Raw genomic sequence first — 22,320 nt, forward strand, 5'->3', positions numbered from 1 at the left:
TATTAAAAGCTTAAAGGTTAATTAGATGTGTGGTTTTTCTGGTTATTTTTTGTTATCTAAGAAAGAAAATTATCCACACAAAACAAGTCTTATACTTGATAGGATGGAATCTTCATTAAATCACCGTGGTCCTAATGAACGAGGCGACTGGTCGGATGAAGTTCGGGGGGTTGGTCTTACACACACACGACTTGCCATAGTCGATCTATCCCGCGCTGGACATCAGCCCATGGCATCAGTTTGTGACCGTTTTGTCATAGCGTTCAACGGTGAAATCTACAATCACCTTGAATTGCGTGCTCAGCTTGAGGCGCAAGGCTTCGTACCAAGTTGGCGTGGTCATTCCGATACTGAAACGCTTCTGGCTTGCTTCAGTACCTGGGGTATCGAGCAAACACTGCAGGCGACGGTGGGTATGTTCGCCCTGGCGCTTTGGGATAAGCAAGAACAGCAACTGACGCTGGCGCGCGATCGCTTAGGGGAAAAACCGCTGTACTGGGGCTGGTGTGGTGATACTTTACTGTTTGGTTCTGAACTAAAAGCACTCAAAGCGCATCCTGATTTTAATGCGGACATTGATCGTGGTGCTTTGTCGCTGTTGTTGCGTCATAACTATATTCCTGCGCCTTATACAATTTATCAGGGTATTGAGAAATTACCTGCTGGCCAGTATGTGCAAATCAAAAAAGGGCAGCTGCGTGCGAACGTTCAACCCAAGGAATATTGGCGGCTGAATCAGGTTGTTGAGAATGGGTTGGCTAATTCGTTCAGCGGTACAGATGCACAAGCAACGGATCTGTTAGAGCAAGCAATTAGCCAAGCGGTAAGCGGGCAGATGCTGGCCGATGTGCCTTTGGGCGCGTTCCTCAGTGGGGGAGTGGATAGCAGTACCGTCGTGTCACTGATGCAGCAGCAATCCAGGCAGCCTGTTCGCACCTTTGCGATTGGCTTTGATGAGCCGGGTTACAATGAAGCAGACTACGCCAAAGAAGTGGCGCGGCATTTGGGAACAGATCACTCCGAGCTGTATGTCAGTGCGCAGGATGCCCTGGATTTGGTCCCGCGTTTGCCTGATATCTATTGCGAGCCTTTTGCTGATAGCTCTCAGTTGCCGACTTTTCTGGTCAGCCGTATGGCAAAGCAGCATGTCACGGTTGCGCTCAGTGGCGATGGTGGCGATGAACTCTTTGGCGGCTACAACCCCTATCAATTTGCGCCGCGTGTATGGAGAAAATTAAAGGTTCTGCCTTTTCCGCTCAGGCAAATTGCATTTCGCTTGCTATCCGGGTTACCGCTACCGGATAAGCTCGCCAAGCTTTTGCGCGTTTTGCCTGCTAAAGACAAAGAGCAGTTTTATCACGTTCTAATGAGTCACTGGGATAACCCTGATCAATTGGTTATCGGTGGACAAGCACACCCGACACGGATCAGTAGCCCCGAGCAATGGCCGCAAACCGATAGCTTCGAACACTGGATGATGGCAATGGATGCCGGCCAGTACATGACCGATGACATTCTGGTAAAAGTTGACCGTGCAGCCATGGCCAACAGCCTGGAGACTCGTGTTCCTTTGTTGGATCACCGTGTTGTGGAATTGGCCTGGCAAATACCTCAACATATGAAAATACGTGATGGCGTGGGTAAATGGATACTGCGCGAAGTGCTGTATCGCCACGTGCCGCGTGAAATGATTGAACGCCCCAAAAAAGGCTTTTCAGTCCCGCTGGGGCAGTGGTTACGTGGTCCATTAAGGGATTGGGCTGAAGCACTGCTGAGTGAACAGCGTTTGGTACAGGAAGGCTACTTCGCCCCTAGTGTTGTACGACGTGTTTGGTCAGAGCACCTACAGGGTAAACGCGATCATGCGCGTAAGCTATGGAGTATCTTGATGTTTCAGGCGTGGCTGGAAAAGCAGTGAAAGTTGTTCACGTTATCATAGGCTTGAATGTCGGCGGCGCTGAGTTGATGCTCAAGCGCTTGGTCGAGTCGCACCGTGAACAGCCGGGCATCGAGCATAGTGTAATTTCGCTGACCGACAAAGGAGTGTTGGGAGATCAGTTGGCCAAGCAGGGTGTAGCGGTTCATTGCTTGGGTATGTCCTCGATTAGTAAAGGCCCTGCAACTTTTTTCAAATTGCGCAAATTGCTGCAGACGCTGCGGCCCGATGTTGTGCATACCTGGATGTATCATGCCGATTTGTTGGGTGGCCTTGCGGCCCGCAGCATTGGCATTCGTAATCTTGTTTGGTGTATCCGCAGTACCGATATTCGTAAAGGCGGCAGTAAGGTCACTTTGCTGATCCGTAAACTCTGTGCCTGGCTGTCGGGGCGATTGCCGCGTGTGATTGTGTGTGCGGCAGATGCATCCCGCAAGGTGCATGAAACCGTTGGCTATGCACCGAATAAAATGCAGGTGATACCCAACGGGTTCGAGCTTGATAAATTGTTGCCCATAGGCAGTAACGGTTCCCGCATTCGGGGTGAGCTGGGTATAAGCAACGATTGCACGCTGATGGTATCCGTTGGTCGGTATAACCCGGTCAAAGACCATAAAACGTTTATTGAGGCGGCAGGCAAGGTCGCGGCACAGCACAATGATGTCAGGTTTATGCTGGTGGGGCGTGACCTTGAGCACTCTAACCCGCAGCTGATGGCCTTGATCGATGCAACCGGGCAAGCAAATGCGTTTTATCTGCTGGGTGAGCGCAATGATGTGCCCGCTTGCCTGCAAGCCAGTGATATTTTTTGCCTGCATTCCGTTACCGAAGGCTTCCCCAACGTACTGGGCGAGGCCATGGCTGTGGGTTTGCCCTGTATCACCACAGATGTGGGCGATGCCGCCTATCTGTTGGACAGCCCTGAATGGGTGGTGCCTGCTGCATCCCCTGACAAATTCGCTGATAAGCTTGATGCCATGGTATCCCTGCCTGCTGCAGAAAGAGAGGCACTAGGGCAGACTGCAGCCAGCCGTATTCGTGAACATTTCACCATGGATGTGATCAGTCGCCGTTATTACGCTCTGTATGTTTCGCTGATTGACGCCAAATAACTCTTCAACTCAGATTCATTCTCGCGCTTGGATTTAAAATTTATGCAAAACACACACATCGCCATCATCGGTCTAGGCTACGTAGGCCTCCCCCTTGCTGTAGAATTCGGCAAGCAATACCCCACCTTGGGCTTTGATATCAATACCGCCCGCCTGGCTGAGCTCCAACAGGGCCACGACAGCACGCTGGAAGTGGACGATCAGGAGCTGGCAGAGGCCAAGCACCTGTCCTATAGTAGCTCGCTGGATGACCTCAAAGCCTGCAACGTGTTTATCGTGACCGTTCCCACGCCCATCAATGAGCACAAGCAACCCGATCTCACCCCGCTGATCAAGGCCAGTGAAACCATCGGCAAAGTGCTCAAGCAGGGCGATATCGTGATTTACGAATCCACCGTTTATCCGGGGGCCACCGAGGAAGACTGTGTGCCGGTGCTTGAAGCGGTTTCTGGCCTCAAGTTCAATCGCGATTTTTTCTGTGGTTACAGCCCTGAGCGCATTAACCCGGGTGATAAAGAGCACAGAGTGACCACTATTCTTAAGGTAACGTCTGGCTCTACGCCGGAAGTCGCTGAAACGGTTGATAAACTTTACAGCTCCATCATCACCGCCGGCACCTACAAGGCCAGCTCCATCAGAGTGGCAGAAGCGGCCAAGGTGATCGAGAACACCCAACGCGATGTGAACATCGGTCTTATCAACGAACTGGCACTGATCTTCAACAAGCTGGGTATTGACACTGAAGAAGTGCTCAAGGCCGCCGGCACCAAGTGGAACTTCCTGCCGTTTCGCCCAGGCCTGGTGGGTGGCCACTGCATTGGAGTGGATCCTTACTACCTTACACACAAGGCGCAATCTGTGGGCTATCATCCTGAGATCATTCTGGCGGGTCGCCGCCTGAACGATGGCATGGGGGCCTATGTGGCCAGCCAGCTGGTGAAGGCCATGCTTAAAAAGCGTATTCATGTGGAAGGTGCCCGCGTGTTGGTAATGGGTTTAACCTTCAAGGAAAACTGCCCGGATCTGCGCAATACCAAGGTGGTAGACATTATCGCTGAGCTGCAGGACTATGGTGTACAGGTGGACTGCTACGATCCCTGGATCAACCCGCAGGAAGCCGAGCACGAATATGGCATTAAGCCCATTACTGAGCCCAAGGCGGCGGAGTACGATGCCGTGATTATGGCGGTTGCGCATAAGCAGTTTGCCGAAATGGGTGTGGGGCAGCTCCGCGACCTGTGCAAGCCCACACATGTAATTTATGATCTGAAGTATATTTTGCCTGCTGATGCCAGCGATTTGCGCCTGTAACTATCTCTTCTGTAAACCTGATAAGGACGCCCGATTTCCAACAAAAAAGCGGGCGCATGAATGATGACTGCCTATTCACAACTGCTTGAAACTCTCCCTGCCAGCCCCAAAACCTGGTTGATTACCGGTGTTGCCGGTTTTATTGGCTCCAACCTGCTTGAACACCTGCTCAAGCTTAATCAGCGGGTCGTGGGGCTTGACAACTTCGCCACCGGTCACCAACACAACTTGGATGAAGTGCAGCAGCTGGTTACCCCGGAGCAGTGGGCTGGTTTTAGCTTTATTGAGGGAGATATCCGTAACCTGGATGATTGCCACCAGGCCTGTGCCGGGGTGGATTATGTGCTGCATCAGGCCGCGCTCGGCTCGGTGCCGCGCTCCATCAATGATCCCATCACTACCAATGGCACTAACATCAGCGGTTTTCTCAACATGCTGGTGGCTGCACGCGATGCGAAAGTTAAGAGTTTTACCTACGCCGCCAGCAGCTCAACTTATGGTGATCATCCGGCACTGCCCAAGGTGGAAGAGAACATCGGCAAGCCGTTGTCTCCCTATGCGGTCACTAAATACGTGAATGAGCTGTATGCGGATGTGTTCGCCAAAACCTATGGTTTCAATACCATTGGTCTGCGTTATTTCAATGTGTTTGGCAAACGGCAAGATCCCAACGGTGCCTATGCTGCGGTTATCCCCAAGTGGACTGCCAGCATGATCCAAGGGGAAGAGGTATTCATCAACGGCGATGGTGAAACCAGCCGTGATTTTTGCTTTATTGAAAACACGGTACAGATGAACCTGCTGGCAGCCACTGCCCCGAGTGACGCTAAAAACGAAGTGTATAATGTGGCCGTAGGCGACCGCACCACACTGAATGATTTGTTTCACGCACTGCAGTCTGCCCTGGCTGAAAATGGCAAGCCTTATGAAGCCAGGGCGGTATACCGGGACTTTCGTGCCGGTGATGTGCGCCATTCGCAGGCGGATATCGGCAAGGCCGTCAGCAAGCTAGGCTATGCGCCGCAATACCGCATTATGGACGGCATCGCCAAAGCCATGCCCTGGTATATTGAGAATGTGGGGTAAATGCCTCTTGATTGAAAAAACAGATATTATACTTTTTATAGTTAATGCCCCTGAGTACTTTGTGTCGCATCGATTTCATATTGCTAAAAAGGCTTGTGACGCTGGTTTTAAAATTCATGTTGCGTCTTCAATAACAACTGAGGTAGATCAAGAAGCTGTTTCTATAATAAAAGAATGTGGCTTTGAATATCATGAGTTACCAATCAAAAGAGGTGGTGAAAACCCTATACATGAAGCCTACAGTATAGTCTGTTGTTATAGGTTAATTAAAGTATTGTCACCCGTTCTAATACACTTGGTAACTATAAAGCCTGCCTTATATGGCTCTATTGCTGCAAGAGTGGCAGGTAAAAATAATATTGTTGCAGCAATAGCTGGGTTAGGAACCATTTTTTTAGCACAGTCTTTTTTTGCTAAGATCAGAAAGGCGCTCGTAGTGCGCATGCTTAAATTTGGTCTTTCAGGTAAACATTCGTTAGTTATATTTCAGAATCCAGATGATAAAGATTTTCTGAGTGAAATTGGTGTGTTAACGCCACAACAAGCACGCCTAATCCGCGGATCTGGCGTTATTCTAGATAAGTACCCGGTTGTGCCTGAACCTAAAGGTAATCCTACTGTAGTTATGGCCGCGAGGTTGCTCAAGGATAAAGGCGTGCTTGAATTTGTTAATGCAGCAAGACTATTGAAACAGCGTGGCCTGTCGGTTGAAATGCGCCTCATTGGTTCGCCTGATCCGGGTAATCCAACCAGTGTGACCCAGCAGGAATTAGACCAGTGGGCGGCTGAGGGGGCGGTCGAACTGTTGGGATATCGTAAGGATATTGCAGCGCAATATGCAGCGGCCAATATTATTTGCCTTCCATCCTATCGTGAAGGGTTGCCCAAGAGTTTGGTTGAAGCCGCCGCCTGTGGCCGTGCTGTGGTCACCACTGATGTACCAGGTTGCCGAGATGCGATCACGCCAGACGTAACCGGTTTGCTTGTACCTGTAAAAGATGCTGTAGCGTTGGCCGATGCTATTCAGGCATTAATTGAAGATCCTGAGCTTCGCAATAAAATGGGACTCGCTGGCAGAGTGCTGGCGGTGGAAGCCTTTGCAATTGAAAAAATCGTGGAGCAGCATATGGATATCTATCAGGAGCTACTTGAACCATGACAGTACAAACAAATATTTTGGTGACAGGGGCAACGGGATTTGTGGGGCAAGCATTGTTGGGACAGTTGCTTGAGAATGGGGAGTACAAAGTTACTGCGGCATTACGGGCTGCCAGTGGTTTTGATCGTTGCGCGGCAAATGTAGTGGGTGATATTACCAACGCTACTGACTGGTCAACCGCCTTGACCAATCAACAAGTTGTCATCCATGTTGCTGCTCGTGCCCATATCGTGAAAGACGAAGTGGCTAACCCGCTGGCGGAATACCGCCGTGTCAATGTGGACGGTACGCTCAACCTTGCGAGTCAGGCAGCTGCTTCAAGCGTGAAGCGCTTTATATTTATCAGCTCTATTGGTGTAAATGGAAACCTTAATACACGCCCTTTCACCGAGAATGATGAGTCTAATCCGGCAGACCCTTATGCTCAGTCCAAGTGGGAGGCAGAGCAGGGGTTGTGGGAGATTCAGCGTGAAACGGAGATAGAAATTATCATTATCCGCCCGCCATTGGTCTATGGCCCCAATGCACCAGGTAATTTTGGCAGTTTAATGCGCTGGGTTGAAAAGGGCTTGCCTTTGCCTCTGGGTGCCATTCACAACCGGCGTTCGCTGGTGGCGCTAGATAATCTGGTTGACCTCATTATCTCCTGCATTGATCATCCTGCAGCGGCCAATCAGGTGTTTCTGGCCGGCGACGGGGAAGATGTGTCTACCAGCGAGCTGTTGCGTGGCGTTGCCCAGGCGGCTGGCAAACCGTGCCGGTTGTTGCCGGTGCCGGCTGGTTTGCTGCAGTTGGGGGCTACCATGCTGGGTAAAAAAGCCATGGCTCAGCGTTTGCTGGGTTCGCTGCAGGTTGATATTTCAAAGGCTCGTAATGTATTGGGCTGGACGCCACCGCTGTCGGTGGAGCAAGGATTAAAGAGGTGTTTTGATGATTCGGTTGTTTGATATTGTGTTTTCATTGCTGGGGTTGGTATGCGGCTTTCCGGTGCTGGTGTTGCTAACCCTTATCGGCCTGTTTGATACTGGTTCCCCCATTTTTCGTCAGGTGCGGGTAGGGCGGCACCAAAAGCCGTTTACTTTGGTTAAGTTTCGCACCATGAAAGTAGACACCGCTTCTGTGGCGTCTCACCTGGCAAGTGCATCATCCATCACGCCCTTTGGTCATTTTTTGCGTCGTACCAAGCTGGATGAACTGCCTCAGCTGTGGAATGTGCTGAAAGGCGAAATGAGTCTGGTGGGGCCACGGCCTGGCCTGTTTAATCAGGAAGAGCTGACGAGAGCCCGAGCTGCTCACGGTGTGTATGATGTGCGCCCCGGCATTACCGGCCTGGCACAGGTGAATGAAATTGACATGTCCACCCCCGAGCTGCTGGCCGAGACGGATCAAAAAATGATCCAGTCGCTGTCGGTTAAGGATTATTTTCGTTACATACTGCTTACCGTGTCCGGCAAGGGCAGTGGCGATCGGGTTCGGCGGTGAGTGTTGAATTTTTAATGTTGAGTGTTGAGTTATATTAGTGTTGAGTTTTTAGTTGTGAATATTGAGTGAAAAATAAACACTCATCACTCATCACTCATCACTCAACATTCATAACTCAAACTCGGGGGGTGGTGTGAACAATGTGCTTGATAAATCGTTTGTTTTTGCTGTTCGCATCGTTAAGTTGTATCAGCATTTATCGAAAGAACAGAGAGAGTATGTACTTTCCAAGCAGTTGTTGCGCTCTGGCACCTCTATTGGTGCTAATGTGAACGAGGCTCAGGCTGGGCAGTCCAGGGCTGATTTTGTTGCCAAAATGAGCATTGCCAGCAAAGAAGCCAGAGAAACAAAATATTGGCTGAACTTGCTTTGTGAAACAGGTTATTTAGATAAAAGCCAACCACATGTTGTGAGTTTGCTTGAGCAGAGTGAAGAGCTTATCAAGATGCTTACTGCCATAGTAAAAAACACTCAAATGAACTTAAGATCGAGCTCTAAGAAATGAGCTTACTCAACACTAAAAACTCAGCACTCAGCACTCAACACTAACGAGGTTCGAGTTATATGAATAACGCCATTCACTGGTTGTTTCAACAGCCTCGCTCGGTAAAGCGCATTATCAGCTTGTTGCTGGATACGCTGTTTATTTCACTGGCGTTTTGGGCGGCTTACCTGCTGCGGCTGGACAGCTCCAGCCTGCTGGGCTCGTTCCGGCACTGGCTGGTGCTGGCAACCATGGTGCCGGTTACGCTGTTGTGTTTTGTGCGCTTTGGTCTTTACCGGGCGGTGCTGCGCTACCTGGGGCATCACGCTACTGTGGTGATGATGGGCGGGGTGGCGGTGTCGGCCGTTACCATGGTGCTGGCGGCTTATTACTTCAACGCCTTTTTGCCCCGCTCTGTGCCGGTTATTTATGCCTCTCTGGCATTGCTGCTGTGTGGCGGTGCCCGCACCACGGCCCGGGCGCTCTATAACCAGAGCACCAAAAAGCAGAAAACCCCCGTCATTATTTACGGTGCCGGCGCTTCCGGCCGGCAGCTGAATACTTCGCTTAGCCATGGCAGCGAATATCGCGCCGTGGCCTTTGTGGACGACAACCCCGGCCTGCAAAAGGCCCTGTTGCAGGGGTTAACGGTTTATTCCCCGGCCGAACTGCCCTGGCTGGTGGAGCGCTTTGGTGCTCACAAGCTGTTGTTGGCCATGCCAAGCATCAGCCGCCAGCGCCGCCGCGAAATTGTAGACAGCCTTGAATCCCTGCCAGTGGATATGCTCACCATTCCCGGCATGGCCGATCTGGTCAGTGGCAAGGCCAAGCTGAGTGAGCTGCACGAAGTGAATGTGGAAGACTTGCTCGGGCGGGACCCGGTGGAGCCTTTTCCCGAGTTGATTGGCGCCAACATTCGCAGCAAGGTGATAATGGTTACCGGCGCGGGTGGTTCCATTGGCTCCGAGCTGTGCCGGCAAATAGTGCAACAGGGCCCAGCCACCCTGGTGCTGTTTGAAATGTCGGAATATGCCCTGTATCAAATTGATCAGGAGCTGAACGGTATGTGCCGAGATGCTGGTTATGATGTGCGCATTGTGCCCATTATGGCCTCGGTGCAGCGACAAAACCGGCTGGAGGCGGTAATGCAGGCCTTTGGCGTACACACCGTGTATCACGCTGCCGCCTGCAAGCATGTGCCGCTGGTGGAATACAACGTGGTGGAAGGGGTGCGCAACAATGTGTTCGGCACCTGGCGGGCGGCGGAAGCGGCCATTAACTGCGGGGTGGAAACCTTTGTGCTTATCTCCACCGACAAGGCCGTGCGCCCCACCAATGTCATGGGCACCAGCAAGCGTCTGGCCGAGCTGGTGTTGCAGGGGCTGGCGTTGCGCCAGAGTAACACCCGCTTTTGCATGGTGCGCTTTGGCAATGTGCTGGGATCTTCTGGCTCTGTGGTACCACTGTTTAAGCGGCAGATCCGCGCCGGCGGGCCTATTACCCTTACTCATGAAGACATTACCCGCTATTTCATGACCATTCCCGAGGCGGCCCAGCTGGTGATCCAGGCCGGCGCCATGGGCAGGGGCGGCGATGTGTTTGTGCTGGATATGGGCGAGCCGGTGCGCATTATCGAGCTGGCTCGCAAGATGATCCGGTTGATGGGGTTCGATGTAAAAGACGAGCTGCACCCGGATGGCGATATAGAAATACAGGTTACCGGCCTGCGCCCCGGCGAGAAACTGTATGAAGAGCTGCTGATCGGCGGTAATGAGCAGCCCACGACGCACCCGCGTATTCGTACTGCCAACGAGGTACATTTACCTTGGGATGAAATGGCCATTTTGCTGAAAGATTTGGATGCTGCCTGCGAAGACTACAACCAGGCTCGAATTCGTCAGTTGCTGCTGAATGCGCCCACGGCGTTTAATCCGCAAGACGGTATTTGCGATTTGGTGTGGCAGGAGAGCCAGACGAGTTTTTCGGCTGCTTCTTCGGTACCGATAGCGGCTGAAGCCGATAACGTTAAACCGGTAGTGGCCTTGGTGCGGTAACCCCTCCCTAACCCTCCCCTTGCGTTGCACTCCGCTGTTATTCTGCTGGCGCGAGGTAAAGGGGAGGAGACTGGTATGGTGCCGGGTGTAAGCATGGTGCGGAGCTGTAATTTAGTTCACTCATATACCTGATGCCCGTTGTTGTGAACCAGCTGCGGGCATTTTTGTATTTGGCGGGCCAGGGTTCTAAAAACGTGAGGTGACATTTTGTAGGGTCGAATTTATTCGACCGATAGTGCGGTATGCCGCTACAGTTGGTCCAATAAATTGGACCCTACTGGTGCGTGGAACAAGTTCAGGGTAAAGGAGTGATTTGATGAGCGAGCAAGGGATTGAGCTGTTGCATCACGGAGCGGTAAATAGTGTCACCGGCTCTTGCCACGAGCTGCGGGTGAATGGTGCCGGTATTCTTATCGACTGCGGTCTTTTTCAGGGCACCGAACGGCGGGATGATTTGGCCATCGACTTTGATATTGACCATATAAAGGCGCTGGTGGTTACTCATGTGCATATCGATCACGTAGGCCGCTTGCCCTATTTGCTGGGGGCGGGGTTCAAGGGGCCCATATATTGCTCGCAGCCTTCGGCGCTGCTGCTGCCGGCCATGCTGGAAGATGCGCTTAAAATCGGTTTTACCCGTAATGAGCAGCTTGTTAACCGGGTGCTCAAGCTGCTGGCTTCAAAGCTGCGGCCTTTGCCCTACGACCAGTGGCAGCAAGTGGAAGGCAGTAACATTGCTATTCGGCTGCAGCGGGCCGGGCATATTCTGGGCTCGGCCTATGTGGAGTGCGAGGTGGCTGGGCAGCAGGTGGTGTTCAGCGGCGACTTGGGCGCGCCTCATTCGCCGCTGCTGGTGCCACCGGCACCGCCACAAGCCTGCGATGTTCTGGTACTGGAAAGCACCTATGGTGATAAAAACCACGAAAGCCGGATTGATCGCCGCCTGCGACTGAAGGCGGCGGTGGAGCACGCTTTAGAAGACGGCGGCACCTTGCTTATTCCTGCCTTTAGCCTGGGGCGCACGCAAGACCTGCTTTATGAGCTGGAAAGCCTGATTGCCGAATTCGGTGGCGAGCAGGCGGCGCCGGGGCTGCCCTGGAACGAGCTGGAGGTGGTGGTAGACTCGCCCCTGGCGGCCAATTTTACCCAGCTTTACCGCGAGCTTAAGCCGTTCTGGAATGAAGAGGCCCGGGAGCGGGTAAGCGAGGGGCGGCATCCGCTGTCGTTTGAGCAGTTAACCGTGGTGAATTCCCATAACGATCATCTTAATGCCGTGGGTTACCTGGCCCGCTCCCACAGGCCCTGCGTTGTGCTGGCGGGCTCCGGCATGTGCGCCGGCGGCCGGGTGGTGAATTATCTGAAAGCGTTGCTTAATGATCCGCGCAACGATGTGCTGTTTGTGGGTTACCAGGCCGAGGGCACGCCGGGGCGGGACATTCTGGAATACGGGCCGAAAGAAGGCTGGGTGGAGCTTGACGGCGAACGTTTCACCATTCGCGCGCAAGTGCACCAGGTGAGTGGTTATTCGGCCCACGCCGGCCAGCAGGATTTGATAAACTTCGCCACCGGTATTGTGCCAGCGCCGAAACAGATAAGGTTGATCCATGGTGAGGCCGGTGCCAAGGCGGCGTTGCAGGCCAGGTTGAGTGAATTGCTGCCGGGGACGGAGGTGGTGATAGCGAGTGAGAGGTGAGGCTTGGCGTAAGGTCCAATTTATTGGACCAACCTAATTGCCACATTGCTGGTCGAATGAGTTCGACCCTACGCCAAGCCTCACGCCTCACTCCTCACAATGAAAATTTAATAATAAATAACGGGATTGGGATGACGTCTTTAATTCGGCAGCCACGGTTTATGGCGCTACAGGAGCTTAAACAGCAGGAGCAGGCGATAAGCCTGGCGCAGCGCTTTGACGAGGATCCTGCACGGTTTTCGCGTTTTTGTTTCGCCTTTGGCGAACACATGAGGGTGGACTTGTCTCGCCAGCACTGGTCGAGCGAGGTGCAGGCTCTGTTGTGCGAGCTGGCGCGAGACATGAAGCTGGAGTCGGCCATAGCGGCTTTGTTTGGCGACAACCTGTTCAACCATACCGAAGGGCGGGCGGCACTGCACACGGCGTTGCGTATGCCAGAGGGTGCCAGTGCGATTCTGGACGGAGAGAACGTGGTGCCCCAGGTGCATGCGGAGCAGGCCCGGTTACGGGCTTTTTGCGAGCGGGTGCATACGGGCGAGTGGCGCGGCTTTGGTGACCAGCCCATTACGGATGTGGTAAACATTGGCATTGGCGGCTCCGATCTTGGCCCTGCTATGGTCACGGAGGCGCTGGCGCCTTATCAGGGTTTGGCCCTTCGCGCGCACTTTGTATCGAATATGGACGGCGCCCAGCTGGGTAGTGTGCTGGCTGATCTTGACCCGACCACTACCTTGTTTGTGATCTCATCCAAAACCTTTACCACCGACGAAACCATGACCAATGCGCGCGCTGCACGGGCTTGGCTGCTGTCGGCCTGTGGCTGTGAGGCGCACATTGCCCGGCATTTTGTGGCGGTATCCACCAACACCGAGGCGGTTACGGCTTTTGGTATTGATGAAGCGAACATGTTCCGTTTCTGGGACTGGGTGGGTGGCCGCTTTTCATTGTGGTCCGCCATTGGCCTTCCTATTGCACTGGCGGTGGGGTTTGAGCGTTTTCAGCAATTGTTGGCAGGCGCTCACGCCATGGATGAACACCTGCGCACCACGCCGTTTGAACACAACATTCCGGTGCAGCTGGCACTGCTCAGCATCTGGAACATCAATGTGCTGGGGCTGCAGAGCGAAGGGGTATTCCCTTACAGCCAGCAGTTAAAGCGTTTTCCTGCCTTTTTGCAGCAGCTGAACATGGAGTCGAACGGCAAGGGCGTAACCAACGCCGGCTCGCCGGTTGATCATGCCTCAGGCCCGGTAGTGTGGGGCGAGGTGGGCACCAATGGCCAGCATGCGTTTTTTCAGTTGCTGCACCAGGGCAGTGTAGTGGTGCCGGCAGAGTTTATTGGCTTTGCCCGCTCTGCCTACCCGTACCCCGAGCACCAGCGCAAGCTGCTGGCCAATATGCTGGCCCAGGCTCAGGCCATGGCCTTTGGCAAGTCTCGTGAGCAGGTAGAAGCTGAATTGGCTGTGGAAGGGCACAGCGCCGAGGCTATTGCTCACTTGGCGCCGTACAAGGTAATGCCCGGCAACCGCCCCAGCACGGTGATTTTGTGCGACGAGCTGACCCCCTATAATCTGGGCGCATTAATTGCCATGTATGAGCACAAAACCTTTGTGCAGGGCGTGCTCTGGAACATTAACAGCTTCGATCAGTGGGGCGTGGAGCTGGGCAAAAAACTGGCCGCCCGTTTGATAACCGACTTGTCCTCTGATGAGGTAACGACCACGCATGATGGTGCTACCAATGGGCTGTTGGCACAGATTAAAGCGTGGCGGTAAGGGCACTATGGTCGAAAGGATGCGACCCTATAATACACCTCACACCTCACACCTCACACCTCACACCTCACACCTCACACCTCACATTGTTTTTACGTGCTGTTAGCAATATTACTCCCATCAGCATGCTGTAGAAGTAAATGATGTGGGTGTGATGAAAGGGTACGTCGGTGAGGCCGGCAATCAACACTATGGCGGTGCTGGCCAGGGCCCAGTTTCTTAAGCCGCCGTGCCCTTGTTTATGTAACAGCCAGGCTGGCAGTAGCATCCAAGCCAGCAGAGCAAGTAGACCAAGGGCACCGGTGCGCACCAGGGTGTCGATATACTGGTTATGGAAATGAGCATTTGCCTGATATGCCGCAGACGGAGTGATAAGGCCGGCGTTTTTGTCCTGTCCTATTTTATGAAGGTAACCGGCAGTACCGGTGCCCAGCAGTGGAGACTGTGTGATGTAGCTCCAGCCTCGTTGCCATAACTGCAGTCGAATGCCGATGGAGGTATTCATATTATTGTTGGCGATGTTGGTAAATTCGGCACTGGTTTGCTGGTATCGTCTTTCCAGCTTGTCCCCCAATGCGTAAATACTTCCGCTGGCCAGTAAACTGCTGGCTATCAGGGTGGCGAGTAATGTCTTTGGTGTGGCCCTGCGGGCCAAGGGCAGGGCCAGCATCAGCAAGGTAACAAGTACCGCCAGCCAGGCGCCACGAGTACCGCTGAAAACAATGGCGGTGGTGGCACCTGCAACACCTGCAATATATAGGGTGCTAAGGCGTTTACCGTTATTAAGGGTGAACAAGAAAAACAGGCAACTAATCAGCAATACAGAAGCAAATGTTGCATAGGGAATAGGGTTGGATGCCAAGGCTCCGGCTCTACCTATGTTCAATACCATTACTTCATATGCCGATCCCGCGCCGGTTAACATGGCGCCCAGAGCTACAATAGCTGTTATGTGGCTCATAGCGATGTTACGCCAGGGCAGCACAGTTAAGTAAAGCTGAACCAACAGCAGGGTTCGGGCAAAACTGAACTCTTCTCCGCCCAGCAGATGCTGCAGGCTGAACAATACAAACAAGGCGATATTGGCCAGGCTGAACACTTTGAAGCCGGGGATGGCGACGTTTTTACGCCACTCGCCTTTGAAGCGAAACAGACAATATATTGCAACTAGAGGTATAAGCCGGCTGAGTACCGACTTACCATCTGGCACATTGAACAATCCGAACATCGTCCAGATTAAGGGGCTCAGCAAAAAGAGAGTTTCCAGCCAGGTAAACAATGTGCTTTTGTTAAAATTAAACATGCAATCAGCCCGTGCGGTTAAGGTTTTTTTTGAATTTTTTATTGTGTAAGTAAAGCCTTAGCTTTCGATAGGCGGAATAAAATTCTCGACTGGGTTTACGATAAAACGGTACTTTATCCTCGTCATAAAACTGGATAGTTGTTTCGAACGGACGGGTATCTTCGGCAAAATCCGGATGCAGGTGGTAGGACTCCATGCCGTGAAAATAAGGGGCACCCAAGTAGTTGTCTACCGGTAGCGACCAGCTCTTTGAGCCATTCAGCAGTTTTTTTGCCGCCCAAGGTGCAAGGGCATAGGCGCGTAGACCACCGAAGTTGTCACTCATCCAGCTGATGCGGTAATGATCGGCTTCCTCCATGGGGATGGTTTCGCCTCTGATCACGGTTTCTAGCCGTAAGCAACCATACTGTTCAATTTTTTCGGCCACCCTCTTCAGAGTTTGTTCTGCGTTGGGGCAGATTTTTGCGTCATCTTCCACCACCACCAGCGGCTGATTCATGTCTACACATTTTTGCCACAGCGAGTAATGACTGGCGTAACAACCTATTTCACCATTGGTGGGCATTTTGCCGCTGGTCAGCCACAAGCGTTTGGCGTAATTGTAACGCTTCAGCAGCGGGTTGCTTTTGTCACTGCCATCCACTGCATCGAAAAAAGAAAAGTCGATACCCTGCTGCTGTAACTGGGTAGCAATGTAGTCTCTGCGATCCTGGCTTCTTTTCAGGCTGATAACAAAAACGGGCATGACTGGCATAGGGTAAACCTGCAATACAAAAAATTGCGCGGATAATACCATGATTTGAGTGAAAACCTTAACGGAGGTATGGGTGATTTTCAGACGGGCTGGCAAGGTAAAATCTGGCGGTCTTTAACGATCGCTATACGGTCAGAATATAAAAAAACCCGCCGAAGCGGGTTTTTATATCAGCCTTCCAGGTCGCCGCAGAAGCGGTAGCCTTCGCCGTGGATGGTGGCGATGATTTCCGGGGTGTCGGGAATGGACTCGAAGTGCTTGCGAATGCGACGAATGGTTACGTCCACGGTGCGATCGTGGGGCTTGAGCTCGCGGCCGGTCATTTTTTTCAACAGCTCGGCGCGGCTCTGGATCTGACCCGGGTTTTCGCAGAAGTGCACCATGGCGCGGAATTCGCTGCGCGGCAGCTTGAACATTTCACCGTTGGGGCTGACCAGGGCGCGGCTGTTGATGTCCAGGGTCCAGCCGTTGAAGCGGTAGGCTTCTACCTGCTTTTCTTCTTCCTGTGCTTCCGGAGTCTGCATGGTACGGCTCAGCAGATTGCGGGCTCGAATGGTCAGTTCGCGCGGGTTGAACGGCTTGGTGATGTAGTCGTCGGCGCCGATTTCCAGGCCCAGGATCTTGTCGACTTCGTTGTCGCGGCCGGTCAGAAACATCAACGCCAGGTTGTGTTGTTCACGCAGTTCGCGCGCCAGCAGCAGGCCGTTTTTGCCGGGCAGGTTGATGTCCATGATCACCAGATTGATCTTGTTACCTGACAGCGCCTTGTGCATTTCTTCGCCGTCGGTGGCTTCCAGTACGGCGTAGCCTTCGGCCTCGAAAATGCCTTTCAGGGTATTGCGGGTAACCAATTCGTCTTCGACGATCAGAATGTGAGGAGTCTGCATGAGCCTACCTGTTTTTTAGATGTAAATAGAATTCAGTTTCAACAGTTACCGGCGTTGGAAGGGAGGTGTCGCTTGTTCACGCTACCGCATCATTTCCTTGCCTTGCGCTACCGTCTTAGGGAGGTAAGACAAAGGCCCGGTGGCCCTGTTTCTTTGAGCCGTTTTTATTTGCATCCCATGCAGTTACTGCTTCACGCCCAAAAAATAGACAGACGGGACGAACAGAGGTCCATTACCTAACGTTGCCTTATTTTAACAGTTAACAGGGGCATAACAACAGCTTGCAGTCGATAATGTTAAATAGTTTTAGGGGGCTGTCTGATCCAGGTCAAGCAAAGTTTTAACAAATACCGCCAAATGTTATAAAGAAGGCTGATAACGCGACTGTCTTTCGGCTGGCGCGAGGGTGAGCTAGTCTGAGGCAAAGTCCCGGCTTTGCACTTGTCTAGGATGTGGGGCAAAACGGGAGCGAATGGGCGATATTACAACGTTAAGGAGCGCAAGATGTTGGATTTATTACCGGATTTATGTGACGAACACGGCGACAAGGTAAAGATACTGGACCTCTTGTTCAGAGATTATGGTGCCGAGGATGTGTTCTGGGGTCAGGTGGTCACGGTGCGTTGCTACGAGGATAACTCCCGAGTGCGGGAGCTGGTGGCCACGCCGGGTACCGGCAAGGTATTGGTGGTGGATGGCGGCGGCATGCAGCGCCGGGCGTTGATGGGTGACCAGTTGGCCGAGCTGGCGGTAGAAAATGGCTGGGAAGGGGTGGTAATTAACGGTGCGATTCGCGATGCCGGTGCCATCGGCAGCATGGCCCTGGGCGTCAAGGCGCTGGGTACCTGCCCGATGAAGACCGAAAAGCGCGGCCTGGGGGATGTGGATGTGCCGGTCACCTTTGCCGGCGTTACTATCTATCCCGGTGATTACCTCTATGCCGATATCAACGGCATCCTGGTAGCCCGCGAGGCTCTGAGTCACCCGCAATTATAAAGACTGGGACAGGGGATTAAGGAATAGGGAATGGTGATATGCCGCCATTCCCTCACTGACGTGGGACACCCATCTTTCAGAGCCCTGACGTAGAGCCCTGACGTAGGACACCCATCTTTCAGCTTAGACAGGACACCCATCTTTCAAAGATGGGTGTCCTTTTTCATTTATGAGTACAAATACCGGAAGCGACGCTTGCGCCGGTAGGGGAAAACGTCGCCGAATATTCCGTCGCTGATGTTCTGTTGTAGCTGGCGCCAGTAGCCGGCGGTAAACAGATCGTTGTGCTGCTGCTTGAAGGCCTCGCGAATGCGCGGGCTGCTGAGCAGAAAAGTGGCGAACTCTTCGGGAAAAATGTCGTTGGGGGCCACCGAATACCAGGGCTCGGCGCTGAACTCGTCTTCCGGGTAGCGGGCCTCGGGAATGTCGCGAAAGTTGCACTCGGTCATGTAGGCAATTTCGTCGTAGTCGTAAAAAATCACCCGGCCGTGACGGGTCACGCCGAAGTTCTTGAACAGCATGTCGCCGGGAAAGATATTGGCGGTCGCCAGCTGCTTGATGGCGTTGGCGTATTCATCGATGGCATCAACCACCTGTTGATCGGTGGCATGCTCCAGATAAATGTTGAGTGGGGTCATGCGCCGCTCGGTGTAAAGATGACGGATTATCAGGGTATCGTCCTTGATGGTGAGCAAGGAGGGCGCGACCTGCTGCAGCTCGGCCAGCAATTCGGGGCTGATGCGATGCAACGGCAGCTCGAAGTTGGTGAATTCCATGGTGTCGGCCATGCGGCCCACCCGATCGTGCTGTTTTACCAGCCGGTATTTGGCGCGCACCGTGTCGTGGCTGACATCTTTGGGCGGCGTGAACTTGTCCTTGATGATTTTGAACACCACATCATAAGAGGGCAGGGTGAACACATGCATCACCATGCCTTTTATTCCCGGCGCCGCCACAAACTGATCGCGCGAGTGGTGCAGCTGCTGCAGAAAACTCCGGTAAAACTCGGTTTTGCCGTGCTTCTGACAGCCGATGGCGTTGTAGATTTCGTAATCGGCCTTGTTGGGCAACAGCGGCCGCAAAAAATGCACCAGTAGCGCCGGTACCGGGCACCACACCATAAAGTAGGCGCGGGCGAAGCCGAACAGAATGGAAGCGTCGTCGTTAGAGAGGATTAGCGTGTCGAGATAAAGGCCGCCTTCTTCATGATGCAGTATGGGCAGAATAAAGGGCAGGCAGCTGTTGCCGCATTCCAGCCGGCCGATGAGGTAGGCGCCCTTGTTGCGAAAAAACAGGTGCTTGATAAAAGTCAAGCTGGCGTTGCCGTGACTTAACTCGGCCGGACCAAACTGCTGCAGATAGCGGTCGAGGTACTGTAAGTCCTGCTCCAGATCCCGAAACGGAACGTCGAGCTGCAGTGCCTGCAGCACCTGGCGCAAGGTCTTGTTCACATCCCCCGCTTTGATGGGGTAGGTACTACAACAAGGGCTGAGATCCGGCGAAGGCGAACGATGAACAAAGCCGTGCACATACAGGTTTTCTGCCCGAATGTTCTGATGGCGAAAGGAGCGGCGATATACCGAGTTGTAAAAAGACTCGGCAATTTCCGGATTGGCATGTTCGGTCAGCAGATCATTAAATGCCTGTTTGATGGCTTTTAGCTGGTGCTGGCTCAAGGGGCCACCGCCGTTATGATGGCGAATGGCCTGCACAGCCTCATTCACATGCTGGTCGTACAGACGAATACGCTGTCGCCCGGCCTGCTGAACGCCTGGCCAGTCTTTGCGCTCGAATCTGGCCTGGGCTCCCTGAGTGATATCGAGAAAGCAGCGATAAAAGTCATTAAACCGAATCATGATGATTCGGGCCATGTCCCTGGCATTGTTGCTCATGCGTACTCCTGTATTGTGAGAAGAGTGAAAAGGACAAAGTGAAGAAGGACAGCCACTTCAAACGTTACAACAAGTAGCCCGGTGAGTCGTTGAGGATGACTGGATTTTGAGCGGTGGGTGCTGCTTTCAAATTAATCAGCAATGAAAAAGTGAAAAAGGACACCCATCTCTGAAAAGTGGCTGTCCTTTTGTGGCCCTTTGTTGCTCTTGTTGGCTCACTTTTGACGGTCTGGATCGACCGTCTGCTGGAAACAGCGGTTCTGTACCGTCAATCCCGAAATTTAGTCGGATAAATGGCGAATGATGGGAGGGCGAAGGGCTGGATAGGAAGCAGAGATGGTACAGGTCGCAAGGCTGTACTTGGTTGTCATCACCGAACAGTAACCTGGTAACTCAGGTGGAAATAACGGGACCGATAACACATCGTCGATGATGCAGTTGTGCGTAGGCGATTCTGGCCGAGGCATGGCCGATAACGGTGCCATGTGACAGTTGATGTGGTTTCACTGCGGTCAGAAACCTGTCGGCATCAAGCCCCATTCTGTCCAGTAGGGGAGGTACATCGGAGTGAATGTAGCCTTGTTGTTCCTCGCATTGAACCCGGCCTACCCAATCAATCATGGCCAGGTAATCGCCGAGAGCGAAGGGAATCCCCTTGCGTTTGTCCTCTTTAAGGTCGCGGACAAATGGGAGTAAATGAGGTTGTGAAGTCGCCTTTTGGGGAGCCGATGTCGAAGCACTGTTTGCTTTGTATTGCTGTAGCCGCTGGTGTAAAGAGACATCGGCGGACGCCTCAGGCTGTTTGACGATACCGGCGCGTAACGGGTTGAGGTCGACATAGGTCATGCAGGTCAGCAAGCCGGCGTCATCCAGAATCGCCTGCGAATGAAAGCGGCCTTCCCAGAACCGCCCTGTGCATTCGTCTTCGAGGTTGGCCTTGCGGGCAATGTGCTCGTTCAGGCATCGCATATACCAGGATAAATCGGCCAGGCGTTCACGCCACAGCGCGATAATACCTTTTGCCGCCTCTTGTTCCGCGTTCGAACCCTTCGAGCCCGCTACATAGCGTTCAACCAATACCGGCAGACGAAATAATTTGCGCCACCTGCTTACGACCGCAGTCTCATCCAGTGCCAGAGCCGCCTGGGTATCTACATGAACAACCAGATGATAGTGATTGGCCATTACCGCATAAGCACACAGATCGATGGTGAACACGGACTGCAGCTGGCGCAGGCGATCCAGTACCCATTGTTTGCGATGGCTGTAATTCTGGCCGGTCTGCTGGTCTTCACCGAACAGGTAGGCGCGTCGTACGCAGCGGCAGATACAGTGGTAATAAGGTGTTTCATCGGGTGATACCAGCTCGGATCGTGGGCGGGTCATAATGCGATTATCCATTTCGAGAGCAGAACTTAAATATAGATTTAGATTAAAAAACGAGCAATTTAAGGTGGGTGTCCCATGGCGGGGGCGCAGCGTTCGAAGTGGGTGTCCCATGGTGGGAGCGGGTTTCGGGTCTGAAAGATGGGTGTCCCACCCTGGGGGGATTTGTGGGACAATATGCTCCGTTTTGTTGGGAGATGGGCATGCAGCTTTATTTTGTACTTAAATCGCCGGCGCGAGCCGAAAACGTCGGGGCCGCGGCGCGGGCGATGAAGACCATGGGCTTTGGCCGAATGCGGCTGGTCAACAGCCGGGTGCATGAGCAGGACAAGGCGCACTGGGTTGCGCATGGGGCGCAGGAGGTGTTGGAGCAGGCCGAATATTTCGACGAGCTGGCACCGGCGCTGGCCGACATGGATCTGGTCATTGCCACCACGGCCCGAAATCGGGGACGGTATCGCTACTACCTGACGCCCAAGCAGGCCATCGCCCAGGTAAACAGTAAAAGCGTACAAAAAGTGGCGCTGCTGTTCGGCTGCGAGGAATCCGGCTTAAGTAACGAGGATCTGGCATTGGCCGATATCATCAGCTATCTGCCGCTGAAAGTGAGTTATCCTTCGCTGAATCTGGGCCAGGCCATCATGCTTTATGCCTATGAATTCAGTCAGGGCCTGAGTGAACAAAACGAAGAAAAATCCGACCTTCAGACCGAAAACACTCAGTTAAGGGTGTTGCAGCAAAAAACAGAACAATTATTTGAAAATATCGGTGTTTCTCAGCAGGAAAAACTGGCTGAGTGGGTGGGTGACCGGCTGCCTATGCTGGAACAGCGGGACCTCAATCTGTTGCATCTGCTTTATAAAGACCTGGAACGGGCCTTGTCTGCCAAAGATGAAAGTTGACAAGCCAGGGCGCGCGCGGTATTGCTATGCCATTCGCTTTTAGAGGTTGTTCGTCATGTTGCCGAGTGCAAGCCGCATTACCACCATTATTATTACCGGTACCACCAC

At 52.9% G+C, this 22,320-nt stretch carries 18 protein-coding genes; 13 read left to right on the forward strand and 5 right to left on the reverse strand.

All coding sequences use genetic code 11. From position 1 onward, the window contains the following. Positions 1-25 precede the first annotated feature (25 nt). The 11 genes from asnB (at position 26) to pgi (ending at position 14,092) form a co-directional block, all read left to right on the forward strand. Positions 26-1,918, forward strand: coding sequence for an asparagine synthase (glutamine-hydrolyzing) (gene asnB, locus Q0753_RS05410; protein WP_298718258.1), 1,893 nt, complete (start codon positions 26-28; stop codon positions 1,916-1,918). Then, positions 1,876-3,048: a glycosyltransferase gene (locus Q0753_RS05415; RefSeq protein WP_298718260.1), complete on the forward strand. Its 1,173-nt coding sequence runs from the start codon at positions 1,876-1,878 to the stop codon at positions 3,046-3,048. Before asnB ends, Q0753_RS05415 begins: the two co-directional genes overlap by 43 nt. A 42-nt stretch (positions 3,049-3,090) precedes the next feature. Next, positions 3,091-4,359, forward strand: a complete 1,269-nt coding sequence (tviB, locus tag Q0753_RS05420) for a Vi polysaccharide biosynthesis UDP-N-acetylglucosamine C-6 dehydrogenase TviB (protein ID WP_298718263.1) — start codon at positions 3,091-3,093, stop codon at positions 4,357-4,359. Positions 4,360-4,419: 60 nt separating this feature from the next. Then, positions 4,420-5,445 carry an NAD-dependent epimerase/dehydratase family protein gene (locus tag Q0753_RS05425; protein ID WP_298718265.1) on the forward strand — a complete coding sequence of 342 codons (1,026 nt, stop codon included), beginning with the start codon at positions 4,420-4,422 and terminating at the stop codon, positions 5,443-5,445. Further along, entirely contained in the window at positions 5,375-6,604 is a 1,230-nt protein-coding gene (locus tag Q0753_RS05430) for a glycosyltransferase family 4 protein (protein ID WP_298718267.1), read from the forward strand. The genes Q0753_RS05425 and Q0753_RS05430 overlap by 71 nt, the downstream gene beginning before the upstream one ends. Beyond that, entirely contained in the window at positions 6,601-7,551 is a 951-nt protein-coding gene (locus Q0753_RS05435) for an SDR family oxidoreductase (RefSeq protein WP_298718268.1), read from the forward strand. Before Q0753_RS05430 ends, Q0753_RS05435 begins: the two co-directional genes overlap by 4 nt. Next, a complete protein-coding gene (locus Q0753_RS05440) occupies positions 7,535-8,086 on the forward strand; it encodes a sugar transferase (RefSeq protein WP_298718270.1) in 552 nt (183 codons plus the stop codon). Before Q0753_RS05435 ends, Q0753_RS05440 begins: the two co-directional genes overlap by 17 nt. Before the next feature lie 133 nt (positions 8,087-8,219). Further along, positions 8,220-8,591, forward strand: a complete 372-nt coding sequence (locus Q0753_RS05445) for a four helix bundle protein (RefSeq protein WP_298718272.1) — start codon at positions 8,220-8,222, stop codon at positions 8,589-8,591. Between the two features lie 59 nt (positions 8,592-8,650). Further along, positions 8,651-10,624: a nucleoside-diphosphate sugar epimerase/dehydratase gene (locus Q0753_RS05450; protein WP_298718274.1), complete on the forward strand. Its 1,974-nt coding sequence runs from the start codon at positions 8,651-8,653 to the stop codon at positions 10,622-10,624. 316 nt (positions 10,625-10,940) lie between these two features. Beyond that, the gene (locus tag Q0753_RS05455; protein ID WP_298718276.1) at positions 10,941-12,317 is read left to right on the forward strand and encodes an MBL fold metallo-hydrolase; all 1,377 of its coding nucleotides are present in this window, start codon (positions 10,941-10,943) and stop codon (positions 12,315-12,317) included. Positions 12,318-12,448: 131 nt separating this feature from the next. Next, the gene (gene pgi / locus Q0753_RS05460; RefSeq protein ID WP_298718278.1) at positions 12,449-14,092 is read left to right on the forward strand and encodes a glucose-6-phosphate isomerase; all 1,644 of its coding nucleotides are present in this window, start codon (positions 12,449-12,451) and stop codon (positions 14,090-14,092) included. A 67-nt stretch (positions 14,093-14,159) separates the two neighbouring features. Here pgi and Q0753_RS05465 read toward each other — a convergent pair whose 3' ends face one another. The 3 genes from Q0753_RS05465 to arcA all read right to left on the reverse strand — a co-directional run bounded on the left by Q0753_RS05465 (position 14,160) and on the right by arcA (position 17,036). Further along, the gene (locus Q0753_RS05465; protein WP_298718280.1) at positions 14,160-15,395 is read right to left on the reverse strand and encodes an O-antigen ligase family protein; all 1,236 of its coding nucleotides are present in this window, start codon (positions 15,393-15,395) and stop codon (positions 14,160-14,162) included. A gap of 4 nt (positions 15,396-15,399) precedes the next feature. Next, positions 15,400-16,245 carry a glycosyltransferase family 25 protein gene (locus Q0753_RS05470; RefSeq protein WP_298718282.1) on the reverse strand — a complete coding sequence of 282 codons (846 nt, stop codon included), beginning with the start codon at positions 16,243-16,245 and terminating at the stop codon, positions 15,400-15,402. Between the two features lie 74 nt (positions 16,246-16,319). Next, positions 16,320-17,036: a two-component system response regulator ArcA gene (gene arcA / locus Q0753_RS05475; RefSeq protein ID WP_298718284.1), complete on the reverse strand. Its 717-nt coding sequence runs from the start codon at positions 17,034-17,036 to the stop codon at positions 16,320-16,322. Between the two features lie 504 nt (positions 17,037-17,540). Here arcA and Q0753_RS05480 point away from each other — a divergent pair. Continuing rightward, positions 17,541-18,032, forward strand: a complete 492-nt coding sequence (locus tag Q0753_RS05480; RefSeq protein WP_298718287.1) for a putative 4-hydroxy-4-methyl-2-oxoglutarate aldolase — start codon at positions 17,541-17,543, stop codon at positions 18,030-18,032. Between the two features lie 167 nt (positions 18,033-18,199). Here the strand turns inward: Q0753_RS05480 and aceK are convergent, their stop codons facing one another. Next, positions 18,200-19,924, reverse strand: a complete 1,725-nt coding sequence (gene aceK / locus Q0753_RS05485; RefSeq protein WP_298718289.1) for a bifunctional isocitrate dehydrogenase kinase/phosphatase — start codon at positions 19,922-19,924, stop codon at positions 18,200-18,202. Between the two features lie 393 nt (positions 19,925-20,317). After that, the gene (locus Q0753_RS05490) at positions 20,318-21,310 is read right to left on the reverse strand and encodes a transposase (RefSeq protein ID WP_298718291.1); all 993 of its coding nucleotides are present in this window, start codon (positions 21,308-21,310) and stop codon (positions 20,318-20,320) included. Between the two features lie 203 nt (positions 21,311-21,513). Here Q0753_RS05490 and Q0753_RS05495 point away from each other — a divergent pair, with 203 nt between their 5' ends. After that, positions 21,514-22,212 carry a tRNA/rRNA methyltransferase gene (locus Q0753_RS05495; protein ID WP_298718293.1) on the forward strand — a complete coding sequence of 233 codons (699 nt, stop codon included), beginning with the start codon at positions 21,514-21,516 and terminating at the stop codon, positions 22,210-22,212. Positions 22,213-22,320: the final 108 nt, after the last annotated feature.

The sequence above is a fragment of the uncultured Oceanisphaera sp. genome, from assembly GCF_947495715.1.
Taxonomy (GTDB): domain Bacteria; phylum Pseudomonadota; class Gammaproteobacteria; order Enterobacterales; family Aeromonadaceae; genus Oceanimonas; species Oceanimonas sediminis.